A 21,614-nucleotide genomic window follows, 5' to 3' on the forward strand; every position below is an offset into this window, starting at 1 on the left:
CCGCCCGCGACACACCCAACGGCCCCCCCCCGGCGGGCCCGGGGCGGCCCCCCGGGGGGGCCCCCCCGACCGGGTAAGCCGAAGCGCACCCCACGGAGCCGCCACGGCGCCGTGGCCGTCCCCGGACCGATGCGCCGGGGCAGACCGGCGACGCCTGGACCGCACGGCAATCCGAACGGCACGCGACCGTGAGGGCCGCATCCTAAGGTGCCAGGTCGTCGTCCAGGATGCGCCGGTGCGCGCGCCTGAGCTCCGGGCCCGGCTCCAAGCCGAGCGAGTCGACCATGAGATCCCGCGTCTCGGCGAAGACCTGCAAGGCCTCCCACCGCCGGTGGTCCTTGTACAGCGCGACCATCAGCAGCTCCGCGAGCCGTTCGCGGAACGGGTTCGCGACCATCGCCGCGCGAAGTTCGCCGATCGCCGCTCCGAAATCGCCGGATTCGACGAGCAGCCCCCACCGCCGCGACTCCACTGCGTAGCGCCGCTCGGTGAGCTCGACGGCGGTGGCGTAGAGCGGGTTGTCGACGTCGACGCCCTCCAAGGGATTCCCGCGCCACAGCCGCAGCGCCCGGTCGTACACCGCGACCGCCCCCGCCGCATCGCCCGCCTCCCGCGCCCGATCCGCGCTGCGGCACAAGCTGTCGAACACCTCCAGGTCGAGCTCCCCGGGCTCGGTCCGCAACGTGACCTGCCGCCGGTCCGCCACCACCCGCGACTCGAGTGAGAGCGGATCGGTCAGTGCCGACCGCAGACGGCGCAGATAGGTGCGCAGGTTCGGTCCGGCCGAAGGCGGCGGGTCGTTCCACACCAGGCTGCCCAGCCGCCGCCGCGGCAGCGGGCGGCCCGCGTTCGCGAGCAGCACCCCGAGCACCGTCTGCTGGCGGCTGCCTCCCAGATGGACGGGAACCCCGTCGATGAGCACTTCAAGTGGTCCGAGCATCCGGAACTCCATACGGGACTCCTCCGGCCGGCGGGGTGCACAAGTGTTCGCGACGAGGGGTCGCTCCATCTTATACGCGGCGTATGCGATCTGAAGTTGCTTTCATATCCACTGCGCCACATACGGTTCGGTCATGGTCAAACGCATCGAGAAGCACTCCGGATCCCCCGACCGCAAGCGCGCCTTGGTCGCCTTGGCGCTCTCCTTCACGGCCGCCGCCGGCGCGCTGGTCCTCGCCCCCTCCGCCGCGCAGGCCGAGACCACCGGCGATCACTGCGTCTACAACCTCACCCGCGACGAGCTCACCTGCTCCGAGACCCCCGAAGCGGCCCTAGCCGCCGACGCGGCCGACGCCGGAGACGTCGGCATCCAGGCCACCAGCACCCTGGTGCGCCTCTACGACCAGGTCGACTACGGCACCGCCAACGGCACGTTCACACTGACCGTGGACGGCACCTACAACTGCACCGCGGCGTACACCCCGGTCGAGTTCACCGTCGTCAACCTCTCCTCCGCGGGCTGGAGCAACCGCGCCAGCTCCGCGCGCACCTACCACCAGTGCGACGTCAAGCTGTTCGACAGCGCCGATGCGACCGGCACCTCGTCGACCTGGATCGACGCCCTCGCCAACCTCAACACCGCCTCGGGCGGCTGGTCGAACCGCGCCAGCTCCTTCCAGGTCAGCTAGACCGACACCGATACCGATGAGGCCCGGCCGCACATGCGGCCGGGCCCGCCGCGTATACGCCGCGTATACGACCTGAAACGGGTTCCATATGCATTGCGGCGCTTACGGTTCCGTCATGTCTGAACGCAAACGGCAAGACTTCCCGCTCCATCGGCGCGCCAAGGCCGCCGCGGTGCTCGCCCTCGCTGCGGTCGCGCTGCTCCTCGCTCCCGGCGCCGCGCAGGCCGACACCACCGGCGACCACTGCGTCTACAACCTCGTTCGCGAAGACCTCACGTGCGCCGACTCGCCGGAGGCGGCCCTCGCCGCGAGCTCGGTCGGCCTCCAGGCGGACACGGTCCTGCTGCGGATGTACGGCGACACCAACTACGGGACCTCCACCGGCACCCACACCCTGACCGTGCCGGGCTCCCACACCTGCTCGTCCGCGTACTCCCCGGTCGAGTTCACGATCACCCACATGGGGTCCTTCACCAACAAGGCCAGCTCGGTGCGCACCTACAACTCCTGCGACGTCAAGCTCTTCGACAACGACTCCGCCACCGGCACCTCGTCGACCTGGATCGACGCCCTCGCCAACCTCAACACCGCCTCGGGCGGCTGGGCGAACCGCGCCAGCTCCTACCAGGTGAGCTAGAACGACCCCGAAACACAAGGGACCGGCCGCAGATGCGGCCGGTCCCTTATCGTTCGGCGGCATGCAAAAGGCGGGGCCGCTGGTGCGGCCCCGCCTTTCAGACTGGGATACGAGCTGAATCGCCCCGGTCGGTCTCGATACTCGTGATCGACTAGCGGCTCACGGCCAGCTTGGTCTCGTTCAGACCGCGGTCGGCCTCGACCTCGCCGGTGGCGTCGCCGTAGCGCGAGAGCGCGCGCAGCGTCCACTTGCCGGGGGCGGCGAAGAAGCGGAACTGCCCGCCCTCACCGGTCACGACCTCGGCCGTGAACTCGCCGGAGCCGTCGAGCAGACGCACGTAGGCGCCCTGCACGAGTTCGCCCTCGTCGTTCACGACCGTGCCCGTGAGCACGGTCTCCTTCTCGATGTCGACCGACGCCGGCAGGGCCGCGTCCTGGTCGGGTGCAGCGCAGCTGTCAGACATTGGTATTCCTTTCCTACCGTCGCCGGTGTTACTTGGTGCCGGGCTCGTCGCCGAGCGCGATCGGGACGCCGACCAGGGAGCCGTACTCGGTCCAGGAGCCGTCGTAGTTCTTCACGTCCTCGTAGCCGAGGAGCTCGCGGAGCGCGAACCAGGTGTGGCTGGAGCGCTCGCCGATGCGGCAGTACGCGATCGTCGACTTGGACTCGTCCAGGCCGGCGTCGCCGACGTAGAGCTCGCGCAGCTCGGCCTCGGACTTGAAGGTCCCGTCCTCGTTCGCGGCCTTGCTCCACGGCACGCTGAGCGCGGTGGGGATGTGGCCGGCGCGCTGGGACTGCTCCTGCGGGAGGTGGGCCGGGGCCAGGAGGCGGCCGGCGTACTCGTCGGGGGAGCGCACGTCGATGAGGTTCTTGACGCCGATGGCGGCCTCGACCTCGTCGCGCTTGGCGCGCAGGTCCCAGTTGAGGGGCTTGGCGACGTAGTTGGTGGGTTCGCGCTTGACGATCTCGGCGGTCACGTCGCGGGCGTCGAGCTCCCACTTCTTGCGGCCGCCGTCGAGGAGCTTGACGTCCTCGTGGCCGTACAGCTTGAAGTACCAGTACGCGTAGGCGGCGAACCAGTTGTTGTTGCCGCCGTAGAGGACGACGGTGTCGTCGTTCGAGATCCCGCGCTCGGAAAGGAGTTGCGAGAACTGCTCCTGGTTGACGAAGTCGCGGCGGATCGGGTCCTGGAGGTCGTCCTTCCAGTCGATCTTCACCGCGCCCTTGATGTGGCCGTAGTCGTAGGCGGAGGCGTCTTCGTCGACCTCGACGAACACGACTCCGGGGGTGTCGAGGTTCTCTTCCGCCCAATCGGCGGTGACCAGCACGTCTTCACGAGCCATGGCTTGTTCTCTCCTGAACGTAAATGAAACTTGGGTTCTTAGGTCAGAGAGCGAGCCCAGTACGTGGTGCGAAGCGGGGGCGGAACGCTGCTGTTCGCAGCTGAGCAGGGTTCGTCCTGGACAGATGGTCCGGGATTCGAGCCGATTGACGTCACACCCGAGCAGTACCGCTTGTCGCAAGCGGGCCTTGGGTTTGTGGTGAGTCGTAAGCCTTGCTCTGAAGTTCGCGCACGCTGGGCCGCAATGCGGCGACCGCCGTCGGGCCTCTTGGGGCCTGGCGAGTCGCCTAGGGCATTCGACAGAGCGTGGTCGCGATCATGCAGTAGTCGATCGCGCGCCGCTTGGTGAGCATCGGCTTGCGCATGGCTGGAACGCTAGCAGACTTCCCGGGCCGAATCCATACCCGTTCTCGCGATGCGGACTGTGACGAAGACCCAGAGCTACGGGCCGGTGCCGCCCGGTGCCCGCCCGCGCTGGCGGCGGGCGGGCAGTGAAAGCGCAGGTGGATCAGGTGAGGACGACGTCCCGGGCGTTGCCCGAGATCGTGACGACGTCGCCGTCGAATCGGATCTCCGACAGTTGGATCCCATATGGCAGTTCGGGCAGTTCCACGGTGGAGGCGAACTCGCCGGCGGCCTGGTCGACGAGCGGCTGCACCTGCGGCGGCAGGCCCTCGGTGAGGGACTCGACCGCGTCGGGCGTGAAGGTGAGCGTGTTGTCGGCGAACTCGAAGTCGCCGGTGGCCTCGAGGTCGACCTGGACGCCGAGGAACTCGCGCGAGCCGGTCAGGGAGGCCGTGCCGTCCGCGTCGACCTGGAGGTCGAAGCCGGTCTGCTCGGCCACGATCGCCTCGATCGAGTCGACCGAGACGGAGCCGGTCACGTCGAGGGTGCTCGCGACGGCGTCGCCGCCGTTGCGCAGCTCGCGCCAGTCGGCGTCCACGTCGTGCGCGACCATCTCCAGGGACGGGAAGGTGAGGCCGTTCGAGCCGACGTCCCGGAGCGTGATGTCGATCTGCTCGAACTCGCCGGTCCAGGCCTGGGTGAGGAACGGCCAGCCGTGGATCTTCACGTCGGGTTCCTGGTCGGAGTAGGCGCCGTTCGCGGCGGCGGTGCTCGCCACCTCGTCGGCGATGCGGCGTTCGACCAGCGCGTTCGCGACCCGGTCGCCGAGCGCGACGACCGCGGCGACGATGACGAGGGTGATGAGCAGGCGGCGGAGGATCTTCACCAGAGGGTCTCCTGTGCAGCGGTGTGCCCGGCGGGGTGCGCCAAAGGGCGGTCGACGGACGGAATGTGTCAGTCGATCATGTAATAGGCGCTCAAGAGGTACACGACGGGGCCGGTGATGGCGAACGCCAGGAGCGGTCCGGCGGCGCTGACCACCGGGTTCGGGGCGGTGCCCGCGCCGTCGATGCGCCGCGAGGCGGACATGTACCCGCACGCGAGGTCGGCGAGGACCGCGGTGAGCGCGATGAGGAGCCCGCCGACGGCGGCGTGCGTGGGGTCGGGGCCCTCGATGACGAGCCCGGCGTACGCGGCGGAGGCGGTGCCGCACATGGTGCCGATGACGATGCCGAACGCGCCCCGGGTCACCTGCCGGTTGATGCGCGGATCGGGCATGACGAGGTCGACGGCCCGCGCGGCGAGGATCGCCGTGCCGGCCGCGACGACGGCCGAGTACATGGCGGGCGGGGCCGAACCGAGCCGCGAGAGCGCGATGTAGCAGGCGTAGCCGCAGACGGCGAGGCCGAGCAGCATCGTGAACCCGAGGTTCTCGGTGACGCCGACGTGGGTGCGGCGCACGAGCTGCGCGGCGACGGCGACGCCGAACGCCAGCGCGAGGAGCACCGTGATCGGCACGAGCGAGACGGGCGTCCAGACGACGGCGGCCGCATCGGCGGCGATCGCGAGCAGCGCGGCGACGGCGAGCGGCACCCAGGCGCCCTCGATCCGGCGCACCCAGGTCACGAGGCCGACCATGGCGAGTTGGAGGACCGCGATCCCGGCGGCGTAGACGGGGCGCTCCATCTGGGCGCCGAGCACGAGACCGGCGCTGATGACGATGGTGGCCGCGACGGCGGGGAGGCGGTGCAGGAGGGCGGGGCTGGGCGGCGGGAGGGTGTGGTCCTCGGCGCCGCCGGGGCCGGTGGTCCGGTAGGCGCCGGTGCTCCCCGAGGGGGTCTCGCCGGAGCGGGCGGCCGCGCGGCGGCGCTCGGAGCGGCTGGGCGGGGCGTCGGGCCCGGGGTAGGCCGGCCCCCCGCGCTCGTCCGCGGCGTCGGCGGTTCCGGCGTAGGCGTCGCCCCAGGCGGCGCCCTCGGCGGCGCCGGGCGCCTCGGGAGGCTCGTAGCCCCAGGTCTCGTCGGGTCGGCTGTACGACACGTCCACAGCCTACGGCAGCAGGAAATCCCGGCTCGCTACCTTGGCCATGAGTCACCCTTGCGGACGGTCGTCGGGCACGTTGCGTGACGCCGCGTCCGGTCGGGCGGATCCGGTGCCGGACCGTCGCCCACCCGCACGGAAGGAGCGGGTGGCGCACGTCCGGCGCGGCCTCGGGCGTCGGGCGGGACGCCGCCGGGCCACGGTCCGCCCCCGGTGCCGCATCGTCCCATCATGTGGACAGTTGGGGGAGGTGCTCGGAGCCCGGTCGGGCCCCGGTCGCGATCGGGCCCCGGATCCGGATGCGGGCCAACGGCGCAGGTCGCGTTCGTGACCGCTTCGTATCGATCCGGTGAACGCGGCTTGTCGAAGACCTACCGCAGAGGCATCCCGCATGGTGAGGTTTCGCCGTGGTGACGCTGGTCTTTTGACTGGTGACCGTTTACACTTGTCCAGGACTCCACCTACCGCATGTAAGCCCGCCCGCCGCCGACGCCGGGAAGAGCGATAGTCGCGTGTGCTCACCAACCAGCGGAGGACTGCTGTGGAAATCCTTATCCTCACTTCCAACCCCGTTCCGGAGTCCCCTGAGTCGATCCTGCCCTCGCTGGAACTGCTGCCCCATCGTGCGCGCTACGCCGGCCGGGACGTACGGGCGCTGCTGAGCGGCCCGAGCCCCGACGCGGTCATGGTCGACGCCAGATCGGACCTCGCTGACGCCCGCGCCACCTGCCGCGTTCTCCAGGCCACCGGACTGACCGTGCCGCTGTACGCCATCGTCACCGAGGCCGGCCTGGCCGCGCTGCAGGCCGACTGGGGTGTTGACGACTTCCTGCTCGCCTCCTCCGGCCCCGCCGAAGTCGAAGCGCGCCTGCGCCTGGCCACCGGCAAGCCGAACGCGGCCACCGCCGCCGGCCCGGCCGTGATCCGCGCCGGTGACCTCACGGTCGACCCGGACACGTACGCCGCCAAGCTCAAAGGCACGCCGCTCGACCTCACCTACAAGGAGTTCGAGCTGCTGCGCTTCCTGGCCCAGCACCCCGGCCGCGTCTTCACCCGCGAGCAGCTGCTGCGGGAGGTGTGGGGCTACGACTACTTCGGCGGCACCCGCACCGTCGACGTCCACGTGCGGCGCCTGCGCGCGAAGCTCGGCAGCGAGTACGAGTCGATGATCGGCACCGTGCGGCAGGTCGGCTACAAGTTCGTGGCCCCGCCGCCGGAGAACCTCCGCGAGTCCGAGCCCGCCCCCAAGCGGGTCGACGCCTGATTCCCGGCTTCCACTGACGAGTGACTTTCGAGCGGGTCCGCTGAGCGGGCCCGCTCATTTCGTTGTGTCCAAAGTTGACAGAGTTGCGATTGCGCTCTCTGGTGAATCAGTGATTCCTGAGTCGAGACACGGAAAGAAAAATGCAATCGAATAAGGAAAACTTACCATTATCAATGGGGCGAGAGAATGGTCCTATCGGGACAAATGCCGCAACTCTACGTACCCATGCTATTGCTCTCGGTGGTTAGAATTGAGTTCGCTTTGGACCTAACCTTCCCTCTTGGAGTGTGACCCCGTGTCCGATCGCTCCGTCGACCCCGAAGCCCTCGCGGTGTTCCGCGAGGTCGCCCAGGGCCGCTTGGACTACCTCGAAACCCTCATCGATCAGTTGCGCAACGGCAACGAACTGGGCGTCGAACCCGGGTTCGGGCTGCTCGACGGCGCCCTGACCGCGCGCGACGCCTACCGCGAGTTCCACCGGCAGACCTGGACCAACCTCCAGGACCTGCGGGCGGACTTGACCGGCATCATCGCCACGCTCGACGGTGTCGCCGAGCGGGCCGTCGAGGACGACGAGACCTCCGCCGTCCAGATGTCACGCGGTAGGGACTGATCGCCATGTCAGACACCCAGCAGCAGAACCAGAACCAGCCGCAGGACGAGCCGCAGGACCCGGACCTCGGCGAGGAGCCGAACTACGACGACGAACTCGACCCCGACCGCGCCGTCGAACCGGACCCGGACGAGGAACCCGTCGACACCCCTGCCGACCCCGACGCGGATGACGACGAACCCGCCGAGGGCTCGGAGGAGGACCCGGATGCGGACTCGGACGACGAGGACGCCGGCGAGGACGACGACGCCGAAGGCGACGAAGATGACGACGCCGACGAGCAGGACGACGACTCCGAAGACGACGACCCCGACGACGACTCCGATGACGACGAGGACGACGACGACGAAGACGAAGACGAGGAAACGGACGAGGACGACGGCAAGAAAGAGGAAGAAGACGAGGACAAGGACCACCAGGGCCGTCAGACCTACGAGCGCGAAGAATGGGACGGCCAGGCCCCCGACAACTCGGCCGACTTCGAGTACCAGCGCATGGACGCCCAGGCCCTGTTCCTCTCCGGCGCCCCCTGCTCGCACGCGACCTGCCAGAACACCGAGAACCCCGCCGAGGCCGCCTGGATCAAACTGGTCTCCGCCATCCCCGAGGTAGGGCAGGTCAGCAACCTCACCGTCGTCACCACCGGCACGGCCGCTCCCGGCCAGGACGCCATCCAGTCGCTGGTGTCCCAAGTGCGCCCCGACAACCCGGACACTTACGCGCTCAGGGCGATCAGCACGCACTGGCAGGCGTTCAAGGACGGGTTCGACACCGACCCGACCAGCGGGATCGCCCCGACCCTCAAGGCGGGCCTGCGAAGCCTCTCCGAGCACTGGCAGGGCGACGACTTCGACGCGTTCGCCGAGCAGGTGGAGGTGGTGATGTCCAACTGCGCGTCGATCTGCGACGACATCGGCGACCTTTCCTCCGGCGCGGTGGGGCTGCTGGAGCAGAAGGCCGACGAGTTCTACGGCCTGCAGGGCGGCTCCTCGGGGGAGCTGCCGTATCCCGCGCCGCTGTACTGGATCTCGGACCTCGAGTCGATGTACACCGATCCGTACGTGCATGTGCGCCCGCCGTTCCGCAGCGGGCTGTGCGACGTGACGAACGGGTGCGGGCACTCGGGCGGGCTCGTCGGCTCGCTGCTGGAGCTCGGCGGGTTCGACAAGGACTACCTGCGCGAGGTCTCGAACTATGTCGAGGCGCAGACCGAGTACTACATGAACAAGTTCAAGAACGACAAGCCGCCGCCCACCCCGGAACAGTGCGCGGCGTGGGCGCAGGCCGACGCGAACAACGAGATGAGCAGCGACATGAGCGCTGGTCTGGACGACTACGAGTCGCGGGCGCGGATCGCGAACGAGGACGTCATCAACCGGTGGGAGAACGCCGAGGAGTCGGCGGGGACGTTCGCGCCGGAGGCCAAGCCGTCGAACCCGTCGACGTTCCGGGAGGCCTCCGACATGCTCGGAGACGACTACGGGGGCCTGGACGCGGGCTCGGGCGGCTTCGTGCCCGGCAGTGTGCCGCCTTCGCCTGACGCCGCCGGCGGCGGTGCGGGCGGCGGTGGCGGCGGCCTGGTGCCGCCCGGCGGGACGAGCGGTGGTCTCGCCAGCGGCGGGTCGACGCTCGGCAGCGGCGGCTCGTTCCCGGTCGGCCCTGGGACCTCCACTCTGGAAGGCGGCGGTTCGGGGGGCGGAGCCGCAGGCGGTGGCCGCGGCGGCGGCGGCATGGGCGGCATGATGGGCGGCGGTGCCGGCGGCGGACGCGGCATGGGCGGCGAGCAGCAGGCCGAAGGCGAGCACCGCGACTGGCTCGAGGAGGACGAGGAGATCTGGGGCATCCGCGCCATCGACGACGATCCTTACGCCTGATCGCACGGCGAAGCGGCGGGCCGCGACCCTTCGGGGTCGCGGCCCGTGCCGGTTCGGGGACGGACTCATGACCGAGCCGTGACGGGCGTGGCGAGGGTGTTCCGAACGAACCCCCCGACGCGAACGGAGCGCCAGCAATGACGTACCAGCCCGATCCCCGTCAGCCGCACCCGCAGCCTGGCGTCCCGCCGCAGCACCCGCAGCCGGGTGTGCAGCCGGGCGCGCACCCGCAAGGGCTGCAGTCGAATCCGCACCCGTACGCGCCCGGACCGGTAGGCCCCTCGGGCCTGACCGCGGAGGAGGAGGCCCAGCACCGACAGCTCGTCCTGGCCGGCATCGGGCTGCTGGTCGTGCCGATCCTGCTCGCGATCATCCTGTCGGCCGTCGATGCCCCGCTCGACCCGAAGTTCACGGGCCCGGTCTTCTCGGCGGTGCTCATCGCGGGCGCCGCGACGCTCGGCAAGGCGTACCGCTTCAAGCGCGACACCCGGCGACGCTGACAGTGCCCCACTCGACTCGAAGGTCACCGGCCCGGTCTTCTCGGCCGTGCTCGCCGCCTGCGCCGCCACGCTCAGCAAGGCGTACCGCTTCAAGCACGACATGCCGCGACGCTGACAACGCCGAGACTTCGTGAAATGCACGGTGGGCCCGCTTTGCAGTGGGCCCACCGGTCTTCAGTCGTGCGTGTCGTCCTCGGGCCGATCCGGGCGGTCCGAGAGGTCGTCACGGTCTTGTTCTTGTTCCTTGCCGGTCAAGGGCTGTCGGTCCTGGACGGCGTCCAGGCTTGCTCCCCGCCCTCGACTCCGTCGAGGTTGTGCTCCTAGCCCCGACTCCGTCGAGGCTGTTCGCTTAGCCCTCGCCGCCGTCCAGGAGCGGCCAGCCTTCGGCGTTCCATTCGATCGTCTCGATGCCGAGGTCGAAGTGGCCGTCCTGGTGGTAGGAGTGGTACGCCATGAGGCCGTTGGAGATCGACTGTCCGCCGGTCGCGACGTAGTCGCCGTGGGCGCCGAGCACCAGGGTGCCGCCGCCGTCGGTGAGGGCGACGCCGTTCGCGTCCACGAACGGCCCGGTCGGGGAGGTGGAGCGTCCGACGCGGATGTTGTAGGTCGAGTCGGCGCCCGCGCAGCAGACGTCCCATGAGGTGAAGAGGTAGTAGTAGCCGTCGTGCTCGGTCAGCGCGGGCGCCTCGATGCCGGCGCCGCCGCGGCCGGCGATGTGGACCGGCGCCGCCCCGTTCGCGGCCTTGCCCGAAGGCCAGTCGAGCTCGAGCATGTAGATGCCCTGCCACCAGGAGCCGTACGCCATGTAGTGCTTGCCGTCGGCCTCGAGGATGGTCGGGTCGATCGCGTTGTACGGGTCGCCGGGGTTGGACTCCCAGACCTGGCCTTCGTCGACCCACTCGTAGTCGTCGTCGGCGGGGTCGAGGGTTTCGTTGGTGGCGACGCCGATGACCGAGCGCTGCTTGCCGAAGGTCGAGGCCGAGTAGTACAGGTAGTACCGGTCCTGGTCCTCGTCGAAGTAGATCTCGGGGGCCCAGATGTTGTCGACGCCGGGGACGGCGTCCTTGAGCCACTGGGGCTTGGCGTCCCACACGGTGTCGACGTAGTTCCAGGTGGCGCCTTCGTCGGTGGAGGAGCGGATGGTGACGTTGCCGTCGCCGAGGGGGCCCCAGCCGGTGGCGAACACGTACCAGGGGTCGCCGTCGGTGCAGGGGGCGAAGAGGCCCGGGTCGTGGGCGCCGAGGTCGCCGCCGAGCGCGGCGGGCGCTTCGATGTCGCATTGCTGCCGGTCGTGACCTCGCGCGTTGCCGTTCCCGTTCCCGTTGCCGTTGCCGGGGTCGGCGAGCGCGGCCGGCGTGATGATCGCCAGCGCCGCGGCGGCGAGGCCGATCGCGCCGGTCGCGGCGATGAGGGTGGTGCGCTTCCGTTGCATGGAAGACCGCCTTGTCCGTGAATCGATGGATTGAAACGACTCAATGTTAACGGGAACATCGAGGTGCGGTCAATCGCCCGAGACAGATCCGGAACCCGGCTACTCCCGCCCCAGCTCAGGGTCCTCCGCCCAGTCCTCCCCGCGAAGCACGGCCCAGAGCTCGCGGAGCCGGGACACGTCGGCTTGAAGATCAGGAACGTTGCAGAAGTTGACGAACGGGAGCGTCAGCTTGCGGTCGGCTACAGCATGCCGAACGAGCGCCGAGACCGGCCCCGGCACGAAACCCCCATGAAGGCCACCGGAACACGACAGCGCCCGCCGCAGCCGACCGAGGGCCTTCCGGCCCCGGTCGCCCACGACGGGCGCGTCCATCACGTCAAGCCTTGCGGCTCAACCCATCAGGTAGTGATCCCCACGATCGTCGAATCGATCGCCGAACCATCGGCCGAGTAGTTCACCGTGCCGAGGAACCGCTGCCCCTCAGCCAGGCCCGACCACGTCAGACCCACCGAGTACTCATCGCCCATCGCGACCGACTGCTCGGCCGGATCAACAGCGAGGTTCCCCTCGTCGGCACCCGGAACCACCCACGCGTGCAGCTTCGCCTCCAACGGAGAAGGACCGGCCCACTCGTCCACGAACACCACGAACGTGTAGCCGCCCGGCAGCGACACGGTCTCGTTCGAACCGCCCGAAGCCGAACTGCCCACCAGCGTCAGCGCGCCGTCAGCAGCCTTCGTGTACACGAACAGGTCAAGGTCCGTACCCGCCGGGTGATCCGCATCGAACGTCGAGAACCGCACCAGCGCCGCATCCTCCGGCGTCGTGAACTCGTACGACACCGCGTGCGAGTTCTCCACCGGCGCCTCCGACGGGAACGTCGACGAGTCCGGGTCCGACAGCGACGCCGTCTTCACCTCGGACGCCACCAGACCCGACACCGAAGCGCCCAGCGAACCGTCGAAGCCCGACGTGCCCGAAAGCGTCGCCGAACCCGAAGCGCCCGTGAAGGTCGCCTCATCCGCAGCCGCCAACTGCACCGGCTTCACCACGATCGGCGAGCGGACCTCGTGCACCGTCTTGGTGCCCTTCTTCTCCACCCACGTGACATCGCCGAACGCCCACTCGTCGAACGCCGCGTCAGTACGCGTGATCGTCAACGTGTACGTCGCCGACTCACCCGGCTTCAGCGTGAACTTCGTGACGTCAGAGGTCACCTCGAAGCCCGCCGGAGCCGTGATCTCGGCCTTGTACGAGCTCTTCTTCTCCGACACGTTCGTCACCGTACGCGTCACCTCGTACGAACCGGTCAGCTCCGCGACCGTGATCGACGGGTAGTTCAGCTGCGACGGGTCGATCGAACCCAAAGCGTCACAGTAGGACTGGACCTTCCCGGCCTCAGGCGTACCGCAGATGTACTGGATCCACTCGGTCGGGTTCGACTCGTACACCAGACCCGGATCGAACATCGCCTGACCGTCGACATGCCCCGCACCGAAGTCGAACGGCGTCGCATCCGCGCCACCGCGCTGGATCGGGTCACCGTTCTGATCGGTCTGGTACGCCGTCGTCATGATCGCCGACTTGACCGCCATCGGCGACCACTCCGGGTGCGCCGACTTCAGCAGCGCCGCCAGACCCGCGATGTGCGGGCTCGACATCGACGTGCCCTGGTTCGTCGCGAAATCGTTTCCCGCGTGGTTGAACGGCGTGATGCCGGCCAGGATCTCCACACCGGGAGCCGTGATGTCAGGCTTCAGCAGGTTCTGCTCCGCCGCCAGCGCCGGACCGTTCGACGAGAACGCCGCCATGCTCGGCGCGTTCTGGTAGTCCAGCTCCGAAGTCTCGACCTCGATGCGCGGGTTCGACTTCGAATCCACCCACTCGGCAAGCGCCAGACCGTCCTCGTAGCTCACGTGCACCACGGGAACCGCCTGCGACGTCACCGTGGTGGCCGCACCGCGCTCGTACTGGTCGCGCACGATCAGCGCGACACCGCCCGCAGCCGCAACCTGGTCCGCATTGGCGCTGAACAGGTTCCCGCGCTCGCAGATGATCGCGAAGTCCTCGGTCTTCTCCGGGTCCAACGTGCCCGCATCGCAGCGGGACGCCGCAGCCGGGTCGGTACCGTCGAACGCCGCGTCAACCGCGTTCTTCACGTACCACTTGGCCTCGCCCACCGCAGCGGCGGCAGGGATCTCCTCGCGGCCGAACTCGACCTCGGTGCGGAACGTCTGGTCGTGCGTCGACGCACCGACCGTGGTCACCCACGGCTCCTGGTGGTCGACCGTCGAGGTCGGGCCGTCGTTGCCGGCGCTGGCCGCCACGAAGACGCCCGCCGCGGCCGCGTTGAAGAACGCGAGCGACACCGAGTCGATGAACTCGGGGGTGCCGGTGGAGCCGATCGAGAAGTTGATGACGTCGACGCCGTCGTTCACGGCCGCTTCGATGCCGGCGACGAGGTCGGCGCCGGGGCAGCCGCCCCAGCAGACCTTGTAAGCGGCGACGCGGGCGGCCGGGGCCATGCCGGAGAACGTGCCGATCTTCTCGCCGTCGATCTCGACCTTGGTCTTGTAGTTGCCCGCGGCGGTCGTGGCGGTGTGGGTGCCGTGGCCGTCCTGGTCGCGGGGCGAGGCGAAGCCGTCCTCGGCGTAGCCCCAGGTGTCGAAGTAGCGGGCGCCGATGAGCTTGTTGTTGCACTCGACGTTGTTGGCCGGGTCCTCGTCGACGCCGGTGACGCACTCGCCGTTCCACTTCGCGTCGATCACGGCCTGGTCGGGGCGCGGCTCGGGGAGCGGGGCCAGGGCCGGGTTCTCGGGCCAGACACCGGTGTCGAGGACACCGACGATGACGCCTTCGCCGGCGTCCTTCGGGCCGCCGAACTCGTCTTCCCAGGAGCCGTTCCCGCCGGAGAGGCCGAGGAAGCTCGAGGTGTCGACCGCGGCGGTCGGCTGGTAGATGGTCTCGGGGATCACCGCGGCGACGTCGTCGCTCGCGGCTAGTTCCTCGGCCTCGGCTGCGGTCAGGTTCGCGGCGAAGCCGTTGAGGACGGTGTCGTACGCGGCGGTCGCGTCGACGTCGTACTCGTTGATGACCGCCTCGCGCTCTTCGGCGAGGGTGCTGCGGTACTCCTCGACTGCCGAGGCCTCGAAGTCGATCGTCTCGCCCTCGGCGGGCGCGGTGGCCTCGTGGGTGGCGATGGGGTCCGAGGCGAGCTGGACGATGTAGTTGCCGTCCTTGTAGTCGACCGGCAGCGCCGCACCCTCTTTGAGGTATTCGGGTGTGACCTCAGGGAGCGTGGGGGGCTCGGCCGAGACGGGTGCGGCGGCGGTGGTGAACGCGATGGCCACCAGGGGGACGGCCGCGGCCGCCATTACGGCTCTGGTTCTGGCTCGGGCGCGCGTCGACGCGCGCCCTCGCCTGCGGAGGGACGGAGATCCCATGCGATGAGCTCCTCTCAAGGGGGACGTGCGCCGTGGGTGAGTGATCCGGCGCGGACAGCGATCTGCGGCCGCGCCGCGGCGCACGGAAACGAGCCTATTGCGAGGTTGGTTCGCTGTAAACCCTCATATGAGGAGAATGCCGGTATCAGGCATGACTGTTATGAGGCCGTGACATATTCGGTTCCGGCAGGTGGTTATTCAGTGAATTGCGCGCAATGCGAAAAGCGCGATCACCAGCGCCACCAGAGGAATCGGCGCTCGTGCCGGAAGTTCACGGAGCTTCCGGTCGCCTTGCCCGCGACCGAGAAGCGGATGGCCGTGCCTCCTTTGTAGGTGGCGCGGTTCTTCACGGAACTGCCGAACATCTCCGTGTTGTCGTCCACTGCGTACGCGCCCTCGGGCAGCACGACGGTGAGCGAGGAACCGAGGAGCTTCACGTCGATCTCGACCGTGTCGGTGCGGATCACCGCATGGCGGCAGTCGAGCTTCACCGAGGAACCGGTCGCATTGATGAGGATCTTCGGCGGCACGACCCAGTCGCCGTCGCGCTTCACGGAGGAGCCGGTGGGCTTGAGGCGCAGCTCGGTCGGGCCCTCAGGGACCGGTTTCTTGGCGGTCGGCACGGCGAGGGCGCCGCCGGTGTCGGGCAGGTCGGCCAGGAGGCGCTCGACCTCACCGTAGGTGCGGGCCTCGTAGACCTGGCGGGAGCGGTCGGCGAACTCGTCGAGGTCGAGGCGGCCCTCCTCGGTGGCGGCGTGGAGCTTGGCGAGGATCGCCTCGCGCTCGGCGTTGGAGACGCGCATGTTCGGGTCGTGCGTCATCGGTGGCTCGCAGGCTTCGTCATGGGCTTCATCGGGTCAAGGCTTTCTCGTGGGGCCGGGCCTCAGCCGCCGGGGTCCGCGCACCAGCCCGCCGTTGCACCATTCGTGGTAGTCGAACAGGTCGGGCTGGCGGATGAGCGCTTTCGTGTTGGCGGCCCAGAGTTCAACGTACTGGTCGCGGGAATCGACCGCCTTCTCGAGGAGGCGGTCGACGCGCTTGCGCGAGTGGACCCGGAAGTTGGTGCGCACGGCGTCGCCGGCGTAGATGTAGAGCACGTGGAGCGCGAAGGAGCGCTTCGGGCAGGTGGCGTCGGCGGCGAGGTCGAGCCAGGTGTCGACGAGCTCGTCGGTGGCGAGGGTGAGGTCCCACTGGCGGCCTTCGGGGGCGGTCGAGTAGGGGTCGAGCGCCCACTCGCGGATCTCCTGGGGGGTGGGCACGGCGGGGCGCGCGAACCCGGTGAAGGACCCTTCCGCCACTGCCGCTCCTGACGATTCGAACGATGCTCGCACCGATCCTAGCCCGGCGCCGCCCCGATCCCGGGCCACGATTGCAAACCGTGAGATCGGCCGACGGGCCCCGATTTCGGGGATGCGCGCGTTCTCGGGCAAAGCGGGCGGGACCGGCCGGGACTCTTCCTGGGTTACGCGGGTGGGTTTGCCAGGGGCGTCTTCTCTGACTCTGCGGGCGGGTTCGCCCGGGGCGCCTCCTCTGACTCTGCAGGCGAGTTCGCCGGGACCCTTTGGGGCCCTCCCCCCCCCCCGCCCCCCACCCACCCCTCCCTTGCCCACCCGCCGCCAGTCCACCGACCACCCTCGGCCCGCCCGCCACCATGCCGTTCCGCTCTCCTGCGGCGGCGCTGCTCGCTCGACGGCTCGACCGGCCCACCGACCACCCCGCGCCGTTCAAATCTCCTGCGGCGGCGCCGACCGCTCGACGGCCCGACCGGCCCGCAGGTTCGTAGCCTCGGCGATTCGTTGTCGCCCTTAGGTTTCGGTTCGCCGGGCCGGCGGGCGGGAGGCGCCTTCCCCCGCCACCGGTCCGGCGCCGGTTCAGCCTCGGCCCACCGCCATGTGCACCGCCTCGATGCGCTCGTTGATGTCGCGCAGTTCATTCGTGTCCGGGTCCCAGCCGCGGTCGAGGAGCATCTCCCGGAGCCGGACCAGCCACGGCCGCGGGTGCTCCATTACATCGGAGGCGGTGAGGACCAGCACCTCCCAGCCAAGGTTCTCGAGCACCTGGTGCCGGGGCGGCCGGTTGGCGGCCTCGGCGGCCAGGCCGAGATGCGTGCCCAGGCCGTCGTACTCCACCCCGACCCGCCACTGCTCCCAACCGAGGTTGAGGAACCTGGAGCGCCCGTTCGGCGTCCGCACCCGCAGCTGCGGGACCGGCGCCGGCAGGCCCGCGTCGCTGACAAGGCAGCGCGTCCAGGACTCCATCGGCGACTCCGACCGCGGGTCGGCAGCGAGCAGGGTCGCGTTCGCCCGTCTGAGCCGGTCGCCGTGCAGCGGTTCGAGTGCGGCCGAGAGGCTGCCCGCGTCGATGCCGGCCCGCAGGAACTGGTCCGCCGCGGCCACCGCCTCCAGCCGCGGGAGATCGGCCGCGCAGTCGACCAGGGTGCGCGCCAAGCGGGTCACCGGCAGGCCGTCGATCACCGTGATGTCCGCCAGCGGTGGATCGGGCGAACTCTCCACGGGCCATTCGCGCTGGTCCGCTCCCGGTGGCAGCACATCGAAGCCGTGGATCCAGGCCGCGGTGCGGCCTGTGGCCACCAGGCTGAAGTTCGCTTCGAATGCGGCCTCGAAGCGCATGAGGAGGTCTTGAGGGGTCTCGCTCGCGTCGTGGAGCGCCTGGTCGAGCGGCCGGTTCATCGTGGCTGTCATGGTGCGGTACATCGGTATCTGCGTCATATACCAACTGTCGCCGAGTCGCTCCAGAGCGTCAACAACAACTTTTCGGCCTGTGGATAACTCTGGGGATTCGGAATGAAATAGCAGGTGAGCGGCTGGCAAGAGCGAGATTCGGGGTTGTGGATCCGGCTGCCGGCGGAAGAATCCGCTCACGGATTCCGGTGGTTGCGAATGGCGCGGAACAGGGGCTTTGCGGAGGTGCCCGCTCGTGAACCCGGCTCGGAGACCGTTCGGTCCCGAAGGGTGCATACAGAGAACGGCCGTGGAGCCCAAGGCTTTCCACGGCCGTTCCTCTTCGAATCTCGCTCGCTGTCGGAGTCGCTACTCGACGAACCCGTACTCCACGTCGTAGAGCTTCCAGGCGCCGTCTTCCTCGACCAGCGTGTACGTGTAGCCGGTGACGATGTCGGACTCCTCATCGGGGGCCGAGTCGTCCATGGTCCAGCCCGCCCAGGCCCGCATGGTGCCGTCCGCGTCCTCGCGCGCCATGCCCCAGTACGGGTACGGGTAGGGCTCCGTCGTGTCCTCGATTTCCCATTCGAGGTCGATGGTCATATTGGAGGTCGCATCAGCGCTCACCAGCGCCCGCATGGCGTCGTCGTCGCCCGTGTTCTGCGCGACCTGGTAGGCGATCGCGACACCCTCGGGTGAGGCCGGGTCGAAATCGTCGGAGCTGGACGGCGGTCCCCACTCGCTGAAGGCGCCGCCCGCGTCAGGGGTGGCCGCCTCCTCTTCCGCAGTCGTCTCTTCGGCCGCCTCGGTCGTCTCCTCCTCCTTCGAGGGTTCGACGCTCTCGGAGGTGTCACCGTCGCCGGCCTGAGGATCGTCGTCGTCGACCATCCCGGGGATGATCAGGACCGCGGCGATGCCGAGGACCACGACGAGCGCGACGATCACGCCCAGGATCACCGGCAGGTTGCCGCCCTGCTTCGCGGGCGGGAGCGGCGGGGGCAGGATCGAGCCGGGCGCCGACGGGTAGCCCGGTTGCACGCCCACAGGCGGCATCGGCGACTGCATCGGCGGCTGCGTGTACTGCTGCGGCGGCTGCGGCTGCTGGTAGTAGTTGCCAGGCGGAGGCGTGCTGTTGTAGCCCTGCGAGTAGGGGTCGCTGGGCTGCTGCGGTTCGGGCTGCAGCTGATACTGCGGGTTCCCACCGCCGGGGGGCGGATACGTCATCGCTTCTACACGCCTCGTCTGCTCGGGGGCAATCGGTCGCGGTGATCGGGCTTCACCGGGGTGACCTCGATCGTACAGGCATCCGCCGACACCGTGGCCCCCGGAAATCCCCAGGTCGCATCGCCTGGCAAAGGCGAAGGGGCCGTACAGGGACGAACCGCTCCCTCCGCCCTGCCGCGAGCGAACCGTCGCACACCCAGTGCGACGGCCCGCACAACGATGGGACTACGATTTATGCCCCGGCACCGCGCATGCGGCCTGAAACCCGGCGCCGTCGATCCCACGTCGAGGCCGCGCGCGGCGCCCGAGGCAGCGCGCTGCCGCGGACGCCGTACCGAGAAGTCCCCGCCGCTTCTACCCGAGGTTCGACGTATGGCGAACGCCAATGCAGTGCAGCTTTGGACCATCCGCTTCTCCGCCGCGCTCGCCGCCCCCGTCCCGGTGGTCGAGCTCCTCGACGCGGGCCGCTGGGGCTACGGCCTCCTCTACCCCGCGATCGCCGCGACCTGGGCGACCGGCTGCTGGCAGCGCCGCCGCCAGCTCGCCCGCATGCGCGACGAGCCCGACCCGGAGCCGCGCAAGACCCGCGCCCGCTTCTGGGGCAGTGAGACGGATGAGCCGGACGAGTACCGCATGGGCGCCTACGAATCCGCGATCAGCGACGCCTACCGCTCGCCCGCCGGCGAATCCACGACCGGCGCGTACACCGACGCGAACAAACCGGCCGGCGCCTTCGGCGATCCGTGCGAGCCGTCGATCGGCACCTTCGGCGACGCTTGCGAGCCGTCGATCGGCATGGCGGTCGTGGCCGTCCCGCATCAGCGCCGCGACCGCGCCATGAGCAACCTCGTGGGCTCCATCAAGAACGAGGCTATCGACGCCGAACTGCGCATACAGCTCATCCAGGACCTCGTCGACCTCGGCGGCCGGGACATGGCCATGCGGCTCTCTTCCGTAGCCAAATCGTCCAATGTGGATGTAGAGGTGCGGCTCGAGGTCGCCGAGCACATGGGCCGCTTCAGCGTCGAGGACGCCGCCCGCGCGCTCGAATCCATCGCCGCCGACGCCACCGTCGACGCCAAGTACCGCCTGGACGCCGCCAGCGCCCTCGTCGACTGCGCCGCCGGTCCGGCCGGGATCGCCCTCATGCAGCTGGTCACCGACGAGTCGGTGAGCGAGTACGTGCGGCACAGCGCCGCCCACGAACTGCGCAACGTCCACGGCTCCGCCGCAGCGATGGCCCTGCGGCACTTGGCGAACGCGCCGCTGCTCTCGGTGCGGCTGCGGATCATCTGCGCGGAGCAGCTCGCCGAGGACAGTGTCATCGACGCCGAGAACGCGTTGTGGCGCATCGTTAAAGGCGTCGAGTCCGTCATGGACTTCCATCTGGGCATCGATGCGGCCGAGGCGATGTACGGCATCAGCCCCGATGTGGGCGTCGAGGCGTACTCGGTGCTGGCCTCCGACGGGTGCTTCCACTGGTTCGGGCGCATTGAGGCCGCGTTCCGGCTCGGTCGGCTCGGCCTGCGCGACGGTTACGACCTGCTCAGCGATTTCGCGCGCGCCGAGCACTTGGAAGAGGTGTACGCGCGGGCCGCGCTCGAGCGGCTCTTCCAGCTGGAGGTCGACTCCGGGGGCGAGTGAAGCGGTGAGCCGCGGGGGCGCTCAGGGTTTGACGGCGACGAAGTACGTTTCGATCGACAGGTGGTGGAGGTCGCGGCGGCGGCCGAGCCAGTCGGGGCCGTCTTCGTCGAGGAGTCGCGCCCAGGCGGCCTTGTCGTCGTCGCTGAGGAAGTGCTCGAACCACTCCGACCGGGTCTGCAGTGATTCGAGGGCGTGCGTGAGGGCGGTGCCTTCGAGCGGGGCGGGGGTCGCGTCGAGCTCGTTCACCTCGCGCACCTCGGTCAGGCCGGCGCGTTCGAGCGCGATGTTCCAGCCGTACGGGAGCGGCGTGGAGCCGTGCTCGACGCCCTCGCCTTCGAGGCGGCGCGATCCGGCTTCGATGAGGCGCAGTTCCAGGCCGGGCCTGCCGACGCCCACGTGCCAGGGCAGGTACTGCGGGGCGGTGCCGCCCTCGCCGATCGCCAGGCGTCCGCCGGGGGCGAGCAGATCGGCCAGGTTCTGAAGGGCCGCTTGGGGATCGGTGGCGTGGTGGATGACGCGCCCGGCCCAGAGGAGGTCGGCGGGCGTCCCGAATGCCGCGGTGAGCGCGTCCGGGTCGTCGACGGACGCCTGCGCGGCCCGCACCGCGGCGCCGGTCTCGGCGGCGCGTTCGCGCACGAGGTCGAGCATGGCCGGTTCGGCGTCCACGGCCACCACCTGGGCTTCGGGGAGTGCCTCGGCGAGTGCGAACGCCATCGAGGCGGCGCCGCAGCCGATGTCGGCCACGAGCTGGTCGGCCGGGTCCGCGAGCCGTTCGGCGAGGCGCCGGTACTTGGCGGCCTCGGCCGCGGCGCGCTCCTTGAAGCGGGGAGCGGCCTCGGCGAAGTCGAAGGCGGCGGCGTGGTCGTCGTGCCGGTGTCCGTGATGGGCTGCCATGCGCCCCAACCTAGCACCGGCTGCTATCGGTTTTCGGGGTGAAAGCGGCGACCGGG

General features: G+C 69.6%; 20 protein-coding genes. 7 read left to right on the forward strand and 13 right to left on the reverse strand.

Features of this window, described 5'->3' with window-relative positions; genetic code table 11:
- Window positions 1–202 precede the first annotated feature (202 nt).
- The gene (locus QWI33_RS28865) at window positions 203–940 is read right to left on the reverse strand and encodes an AfsR/SARP family transcriptional regulator (RefSeq protein WP_289959772.1); all 738 of its coding nucleotides are present in this window, start codon (window positions 938–940) and stop codon (window positions 203–205) included.
- Between the two features lie 133 nt (window positions 941–1,073).
- Between QWI33_RS28865 and QWI33_RS28870 the strand changes: the two genes are divergently transcribed.
- The gene (locus tag QWI33_RS28870) at window positions 1,074–1,628 is read left to right on the forward strand and encodes a hypothetical protein (protein ID WP_289959771.1); all 555 of its coding nucleotides are present in this window, start codon (window positions 1,074–1,076) and stop codon (window positions 1,626–1,628) included.
- Between the two features lie 115 nt (window positions 1,629–1,743).
- The gene (locus QWI33_RS28875) at window positions 1,744–2,265 is read left to right on the forward strand and encodes a hypothetical protein (protein ID WP_289959770.1); all 522 of its coding nucleotides are present in this window, start codon (window positions 1,744–1,746) and stop codon (window positions 2,263–2,265) included.
- 151 nt (window positions 2,266–2,416) lie between these two features.
- Here the strand turns inward: QWI33_RS28875 and QWI33_RS28880 are convergent, their stop codons facing one another.
- The 4 genes from QWI33_RS28880 to QWI33_RS28895 form a co-directional block, all read right to left on the reverse strand.
- Complete coding sequence (locus QWI33_RS28880) at window positions 2,417–2,728, reverse strand: DUF1416 domain-containing protein (RefSeq protein WP_205326659.1); 312 nt, start codon at window positions 2,726–2,728, stop codon at window positions 2,417–2,419.
- A 28-nt stretch (window positions 2,729–2,756) separates the two neighbouring features.
- Window positions 2,757–3,608: a sulfurtransferase gene (locus QWI33_RS28885; RefSeq protein ID WP_289959769.1), complete on the reverse strand. Its 852-nt coding sequence runs from the start codon at window positions 3,606–3,608 to the stop codon at window positions 2,757–2,759.
- Window positions 3,609–4,115: 507 nt separating this feature from the next.
- Window positions 4,116–4,838: an LmeA family phospholipid-binding protein gene (locus QWI33_RS28890; RefSeq protein ID WP_289959768.1), complete on the reverse strand. Its 723-nt coding sequence runs from the start codon at window positions 4,836–4,838 to the stop codon at window positions 4,116–4,118.
- 68 nt (window positions 4,839–4,906) lie between these two features.
- Window positions 4,907–5,989: a hypothetical protein gene (locus QWI33_RS28895; protein ID WP_289959767.1), complete on the reverse strand. Its 1,083-nt coding sequence runs from the start codon at window positions 5,987–5,989 to the stop codon at window positions 4,907–4,909.
- A gap of 541 nt (window positions 5,990–6,530) precedes the next feature.
- Here QWI33_RS28895 and QWI33_RS28900 point away from each other — a divergent pair.
- From QWI33_RS28900 to QWI33_RS28915, 4 genes are all read left to right on the forward strand, one after another.
- Complete coding sequence (locus QWI33_RS28900) at window positions 6,531–7,253, forward strand: winged helix-turn-helix transcriptional regulator (RefSeq protein WP_289959766.1); 723 nt, start codon at window positions 6,531–6,533, stop codon at window positions 7,251–7,253.
- Between the two features lie 295 nt (window positions 7,254–7,548).
- On the forward strand, window positions 7,549–7,866 hold the full coding sequence (locus QWI33_RS28905) for a hypothetical protein (RefSeq protein WP_289959765.1): 318 nt from the start codon (window positions 7,549–7,551) through the stop codon (window positions 7,864–7,866).
- A 5-nt stretch (window positions 7,867–7,871) separates the two neighbouring features.
- Window positions 7,872–9,740 carry a hypothetical protein gene (locus QWI33_RS28910; RefSeq protein WP_289959764.1) on the forward strand — a complete coding sequence of 623 codons (1,869 nt, stop codon included), beginning with the start codon at window positions 7,872–7,874 and terminating at the stop codon, window positions 9,738–9,740.
- Between the two features lie 137 nt (window positions 9,741–9,877).
- Window positions 9,878–10,240, forward strand: coding sequence for a hypothetical protein (locus tag QWI33_RS28915; protein WP_289959763.1), 363 nt, complete (start codon window positions 9,878–9,880; stop codon window positions 10,238–10,240).
- 349 nt (window positions 10,241–10,589) lie between these two features.
- Here the strand turns inward: QWI33_RS28915 and QWI33_RS28920 are convergent, their stop codons facing one another.
- The 7 genes from QWI33_RS28920 to QWI33_RS28950 all read right to left on the reverse strand — a co-directional run bounded on the left by QWI33_RS28920 (window position 10,590) and on the right by QWI33_RS28950 (window position 19,020).
- Window positions 10,590–11,672 (reverse strand): arabinan endo-1,5-alpha-L-arabinosidase, encoded by a 1,083-nt coding sequence (locus tag QWI33_RS28920; RefSeq protein WP_289959762.1) that lies wholly within the window; start codon window positions 11,670–11,672, stop codon window positions 10,590–10,592.
- 99 nt (window positions 11,673–11,771) lie between these two features.
- On the reverse strand, window positions 11,772–12,044 hold the full coding sequence (locus QWI33_RS28925) for a hypothetical protein (protein ID WP_289959761.1): 273 nt from the start codon (window positions 12,042–12,044) through the stop codon (window positions 11,772–11,774).
- Between the two features lie 26 nt (window positions 12,045–12,070).
- Window positions 12,071–15,046 (reverse strand): S8 family serine peptidase, encoded by a 2,976-nt coding sequence (locus tag QWI33_RS28930; protein WP_289959760.1) that lies wholly within the window; start codon window positions 15,044–15,046, stop codon window positions 12,071–12,073.
- 299 nt (window positions 15,047–15,345) lie between these two features.
- A complete protein-coding gene (locus QWI33_RS28935; RefSeq protein ID WP_289959759.1) occupies window positions 15,346–15,936 on the reverse strand; it encodes a DUF1707 SHOCT-like domain-containing protein in 591 nt (196 codons plus the stop codon).
- 36 nt (window positions 15,937–15,972) lie between these two features.
- Window positions 15,973–16,413 carry a hypothetical protein gene (locus QWI33_RS28940; RefSeq protein WP_289959758.1) on the reverse strand — a complete coding sequence of 147 codons (441 nt, stop codon included), beginning with the start codon at window positions 16,411–16,413 and terminating at the stop codon, window positions 15,973–15,975.
- A gap of 573 nt (window positions 16,414–16,986) precedes the next feature.
- Entirely contained in the window at window positions 16,987–17,844 is an 858-nt protein-coding gene (locus QWI33_RS28945) for a putative endonuclease domain-containing protein (RefSeq protein ID WP_289959757.1), read from the reverse strand.
- A gap of 321 nt (window positions 17,845–18,165) precedes the next feature.
- Complete coding sequence (locus tag QWI33_RS28950) at window positions 18,166–19,020, reverse strand: hypothetical protein (protein WP_289959756.1); 855 nt, start codon at window positions 19,018–19,020, stop codon at window positions 18,166–18,168.
- A gap of 372 nt (window positions 19,021–19,392) precedes the next feature.
- Here QWI33_RS28950 and QWI33_RS28955 point away from each other — a divergent pair, with 372 nt between their 5' ends.
- On the forward strand, window positions 19,393–20,664 hold the full coding sequence (locus tag QWI33_RS28955) for a HEAT repeat domain-containing protein (RefSeq protein ID WP_289959755.1): 1,272 nt from the start codon (window positions 19,393–19,395) through the stop codon (window positions 20,662–20,664).
- A 21-nt stretch (window positions 20,665–20,685) separates the two neighbouring features.
- Here the strand turns inward: QWI33_RS28955 and QWI33_RS28960 are convergent, their stop codons facing one another.
- On the reverse strand, window positions 20,686–21,558 hold the full coding sequence (locus QWI33_RS28960; protein WP_289959754.1) for a class I SAM-dependent methyltransferase: 873 nt from the start codon (window positions 21,556–21,558) through the stop codon (window positions 20,686–20,688).
- Between the last annotated feature and the right edge of the window lie 56 nt (window positions 21,559–21,614).

The sequence above is a fragment of the Glycomyces tritici genome (genome assembly GCF_030403505.1).

Bases quoted from the DNA above. Each gene is read 5' to 3' on its own strand.
- QWI33_RS28875 (WP_289959770.1), top strand. From the start codon at position 1,744: ATGTCTGAACGCAAACGGCAAGACTTCCCGCTCCATCGGCGCGCCAAG.
- QWI33_RS28960 (WP_289959754.1), bottom strand. From the start codon at position 21,558: ATGGCAGCCCATCACGGACACCGGCACGACGACCACGCCGCCGCCTTC.
- QWI33_RS28935 (WP_289959759.1), bottom strand. From the start codon at position 15,936: ATGACGCACGACCCGAACATGCGCGTCTCCAACGCCGAGCGCGAGGCG.
- QWI33_RS28925 (WP_289959761.1), bottom strand. From the start codon at position 12,044: ATGGACGCGCCCGTCGTGGGCGACCGGGGCCGGAAGGCCCTCGGTCGG.
- QWI33_RS28920 (WP_289959762.1), bottom strand. From the start codon at position 11,672: ATGCAACGGAAGCGCACCACCCTCATCGCCGCGACCGGCGCGATCGGC.
- QWI33_RS28880 (WP_205326659.1), bottom strand. From the start codon at position 2,728: ATGTCTGACAGCTGCGCTGCACCCGACCAGGACGCGGCCCTGCCGGCG.
- QWI33_RS28870 (WP_289959771.1), top strand. From the start codon at position 1,074: ATGGTCAAACGCATCGAGAAGCACTCCGGATCCCCCGACCGCAAGCGC.
- QWI33_RS28930 (WP_289959760.1), bottom strand. From the start codon at position 15,046: ATGGCGGCCGCGGCCGTCCCCCTGGTGGCCATCGCGTTCACCACCGCC.
- QWI33_RS28955 (WP_289959755.1), top strand. From the start codon at position 19,393: ATGGCGAACGCCAATGCAGTGCAGCTTTGGACCATCCGCTTCTCCGCC.
- QWI33_RS28945 (WP_289959757.1), bottom strand. From the start codon at position 17,844: ATGACGCAGATACCGATGTACCGCACCATGACAGCCACGATGAACCGG.
- QWI33_RS28950 (WP_289959756.1), bottom strand. From the start codon at position 19,020: ATGACGTATCCGCCCCCCGGCGGTGGGAACCCGCAGTATCAGCTGCAG.
- QWI33_RS28865 (WP_289959772.1), bottom strand. From the start codon at position 940: ATGCTCGGACCACTTGAAGTGCTCATCGACGGGGTTCCCGTCCATCTG.
- QWI33_RS28910 (WP_289959764.1), top strand. From the start codon at position 7,872: ATGTCAGACACCCAGCAGCAGAACCAGAACCAGCCGCAGGACGAGCCG.
- QWI33_RS28915 (WP_289959763.1), top strand. From the start codon at position 9,878: ATGACGTACCAGCCCGATCCCCGTCAGCCGCACCCGCAGCCTGGCGTC.
- QWI33_RS28885 (WP_289959769.1), bottom strand. From the start codon at position 3,608: ATGGCTCGTGAAGACGTGCTGGTCACCGCCGATTGGGCGGAAGAGAAC.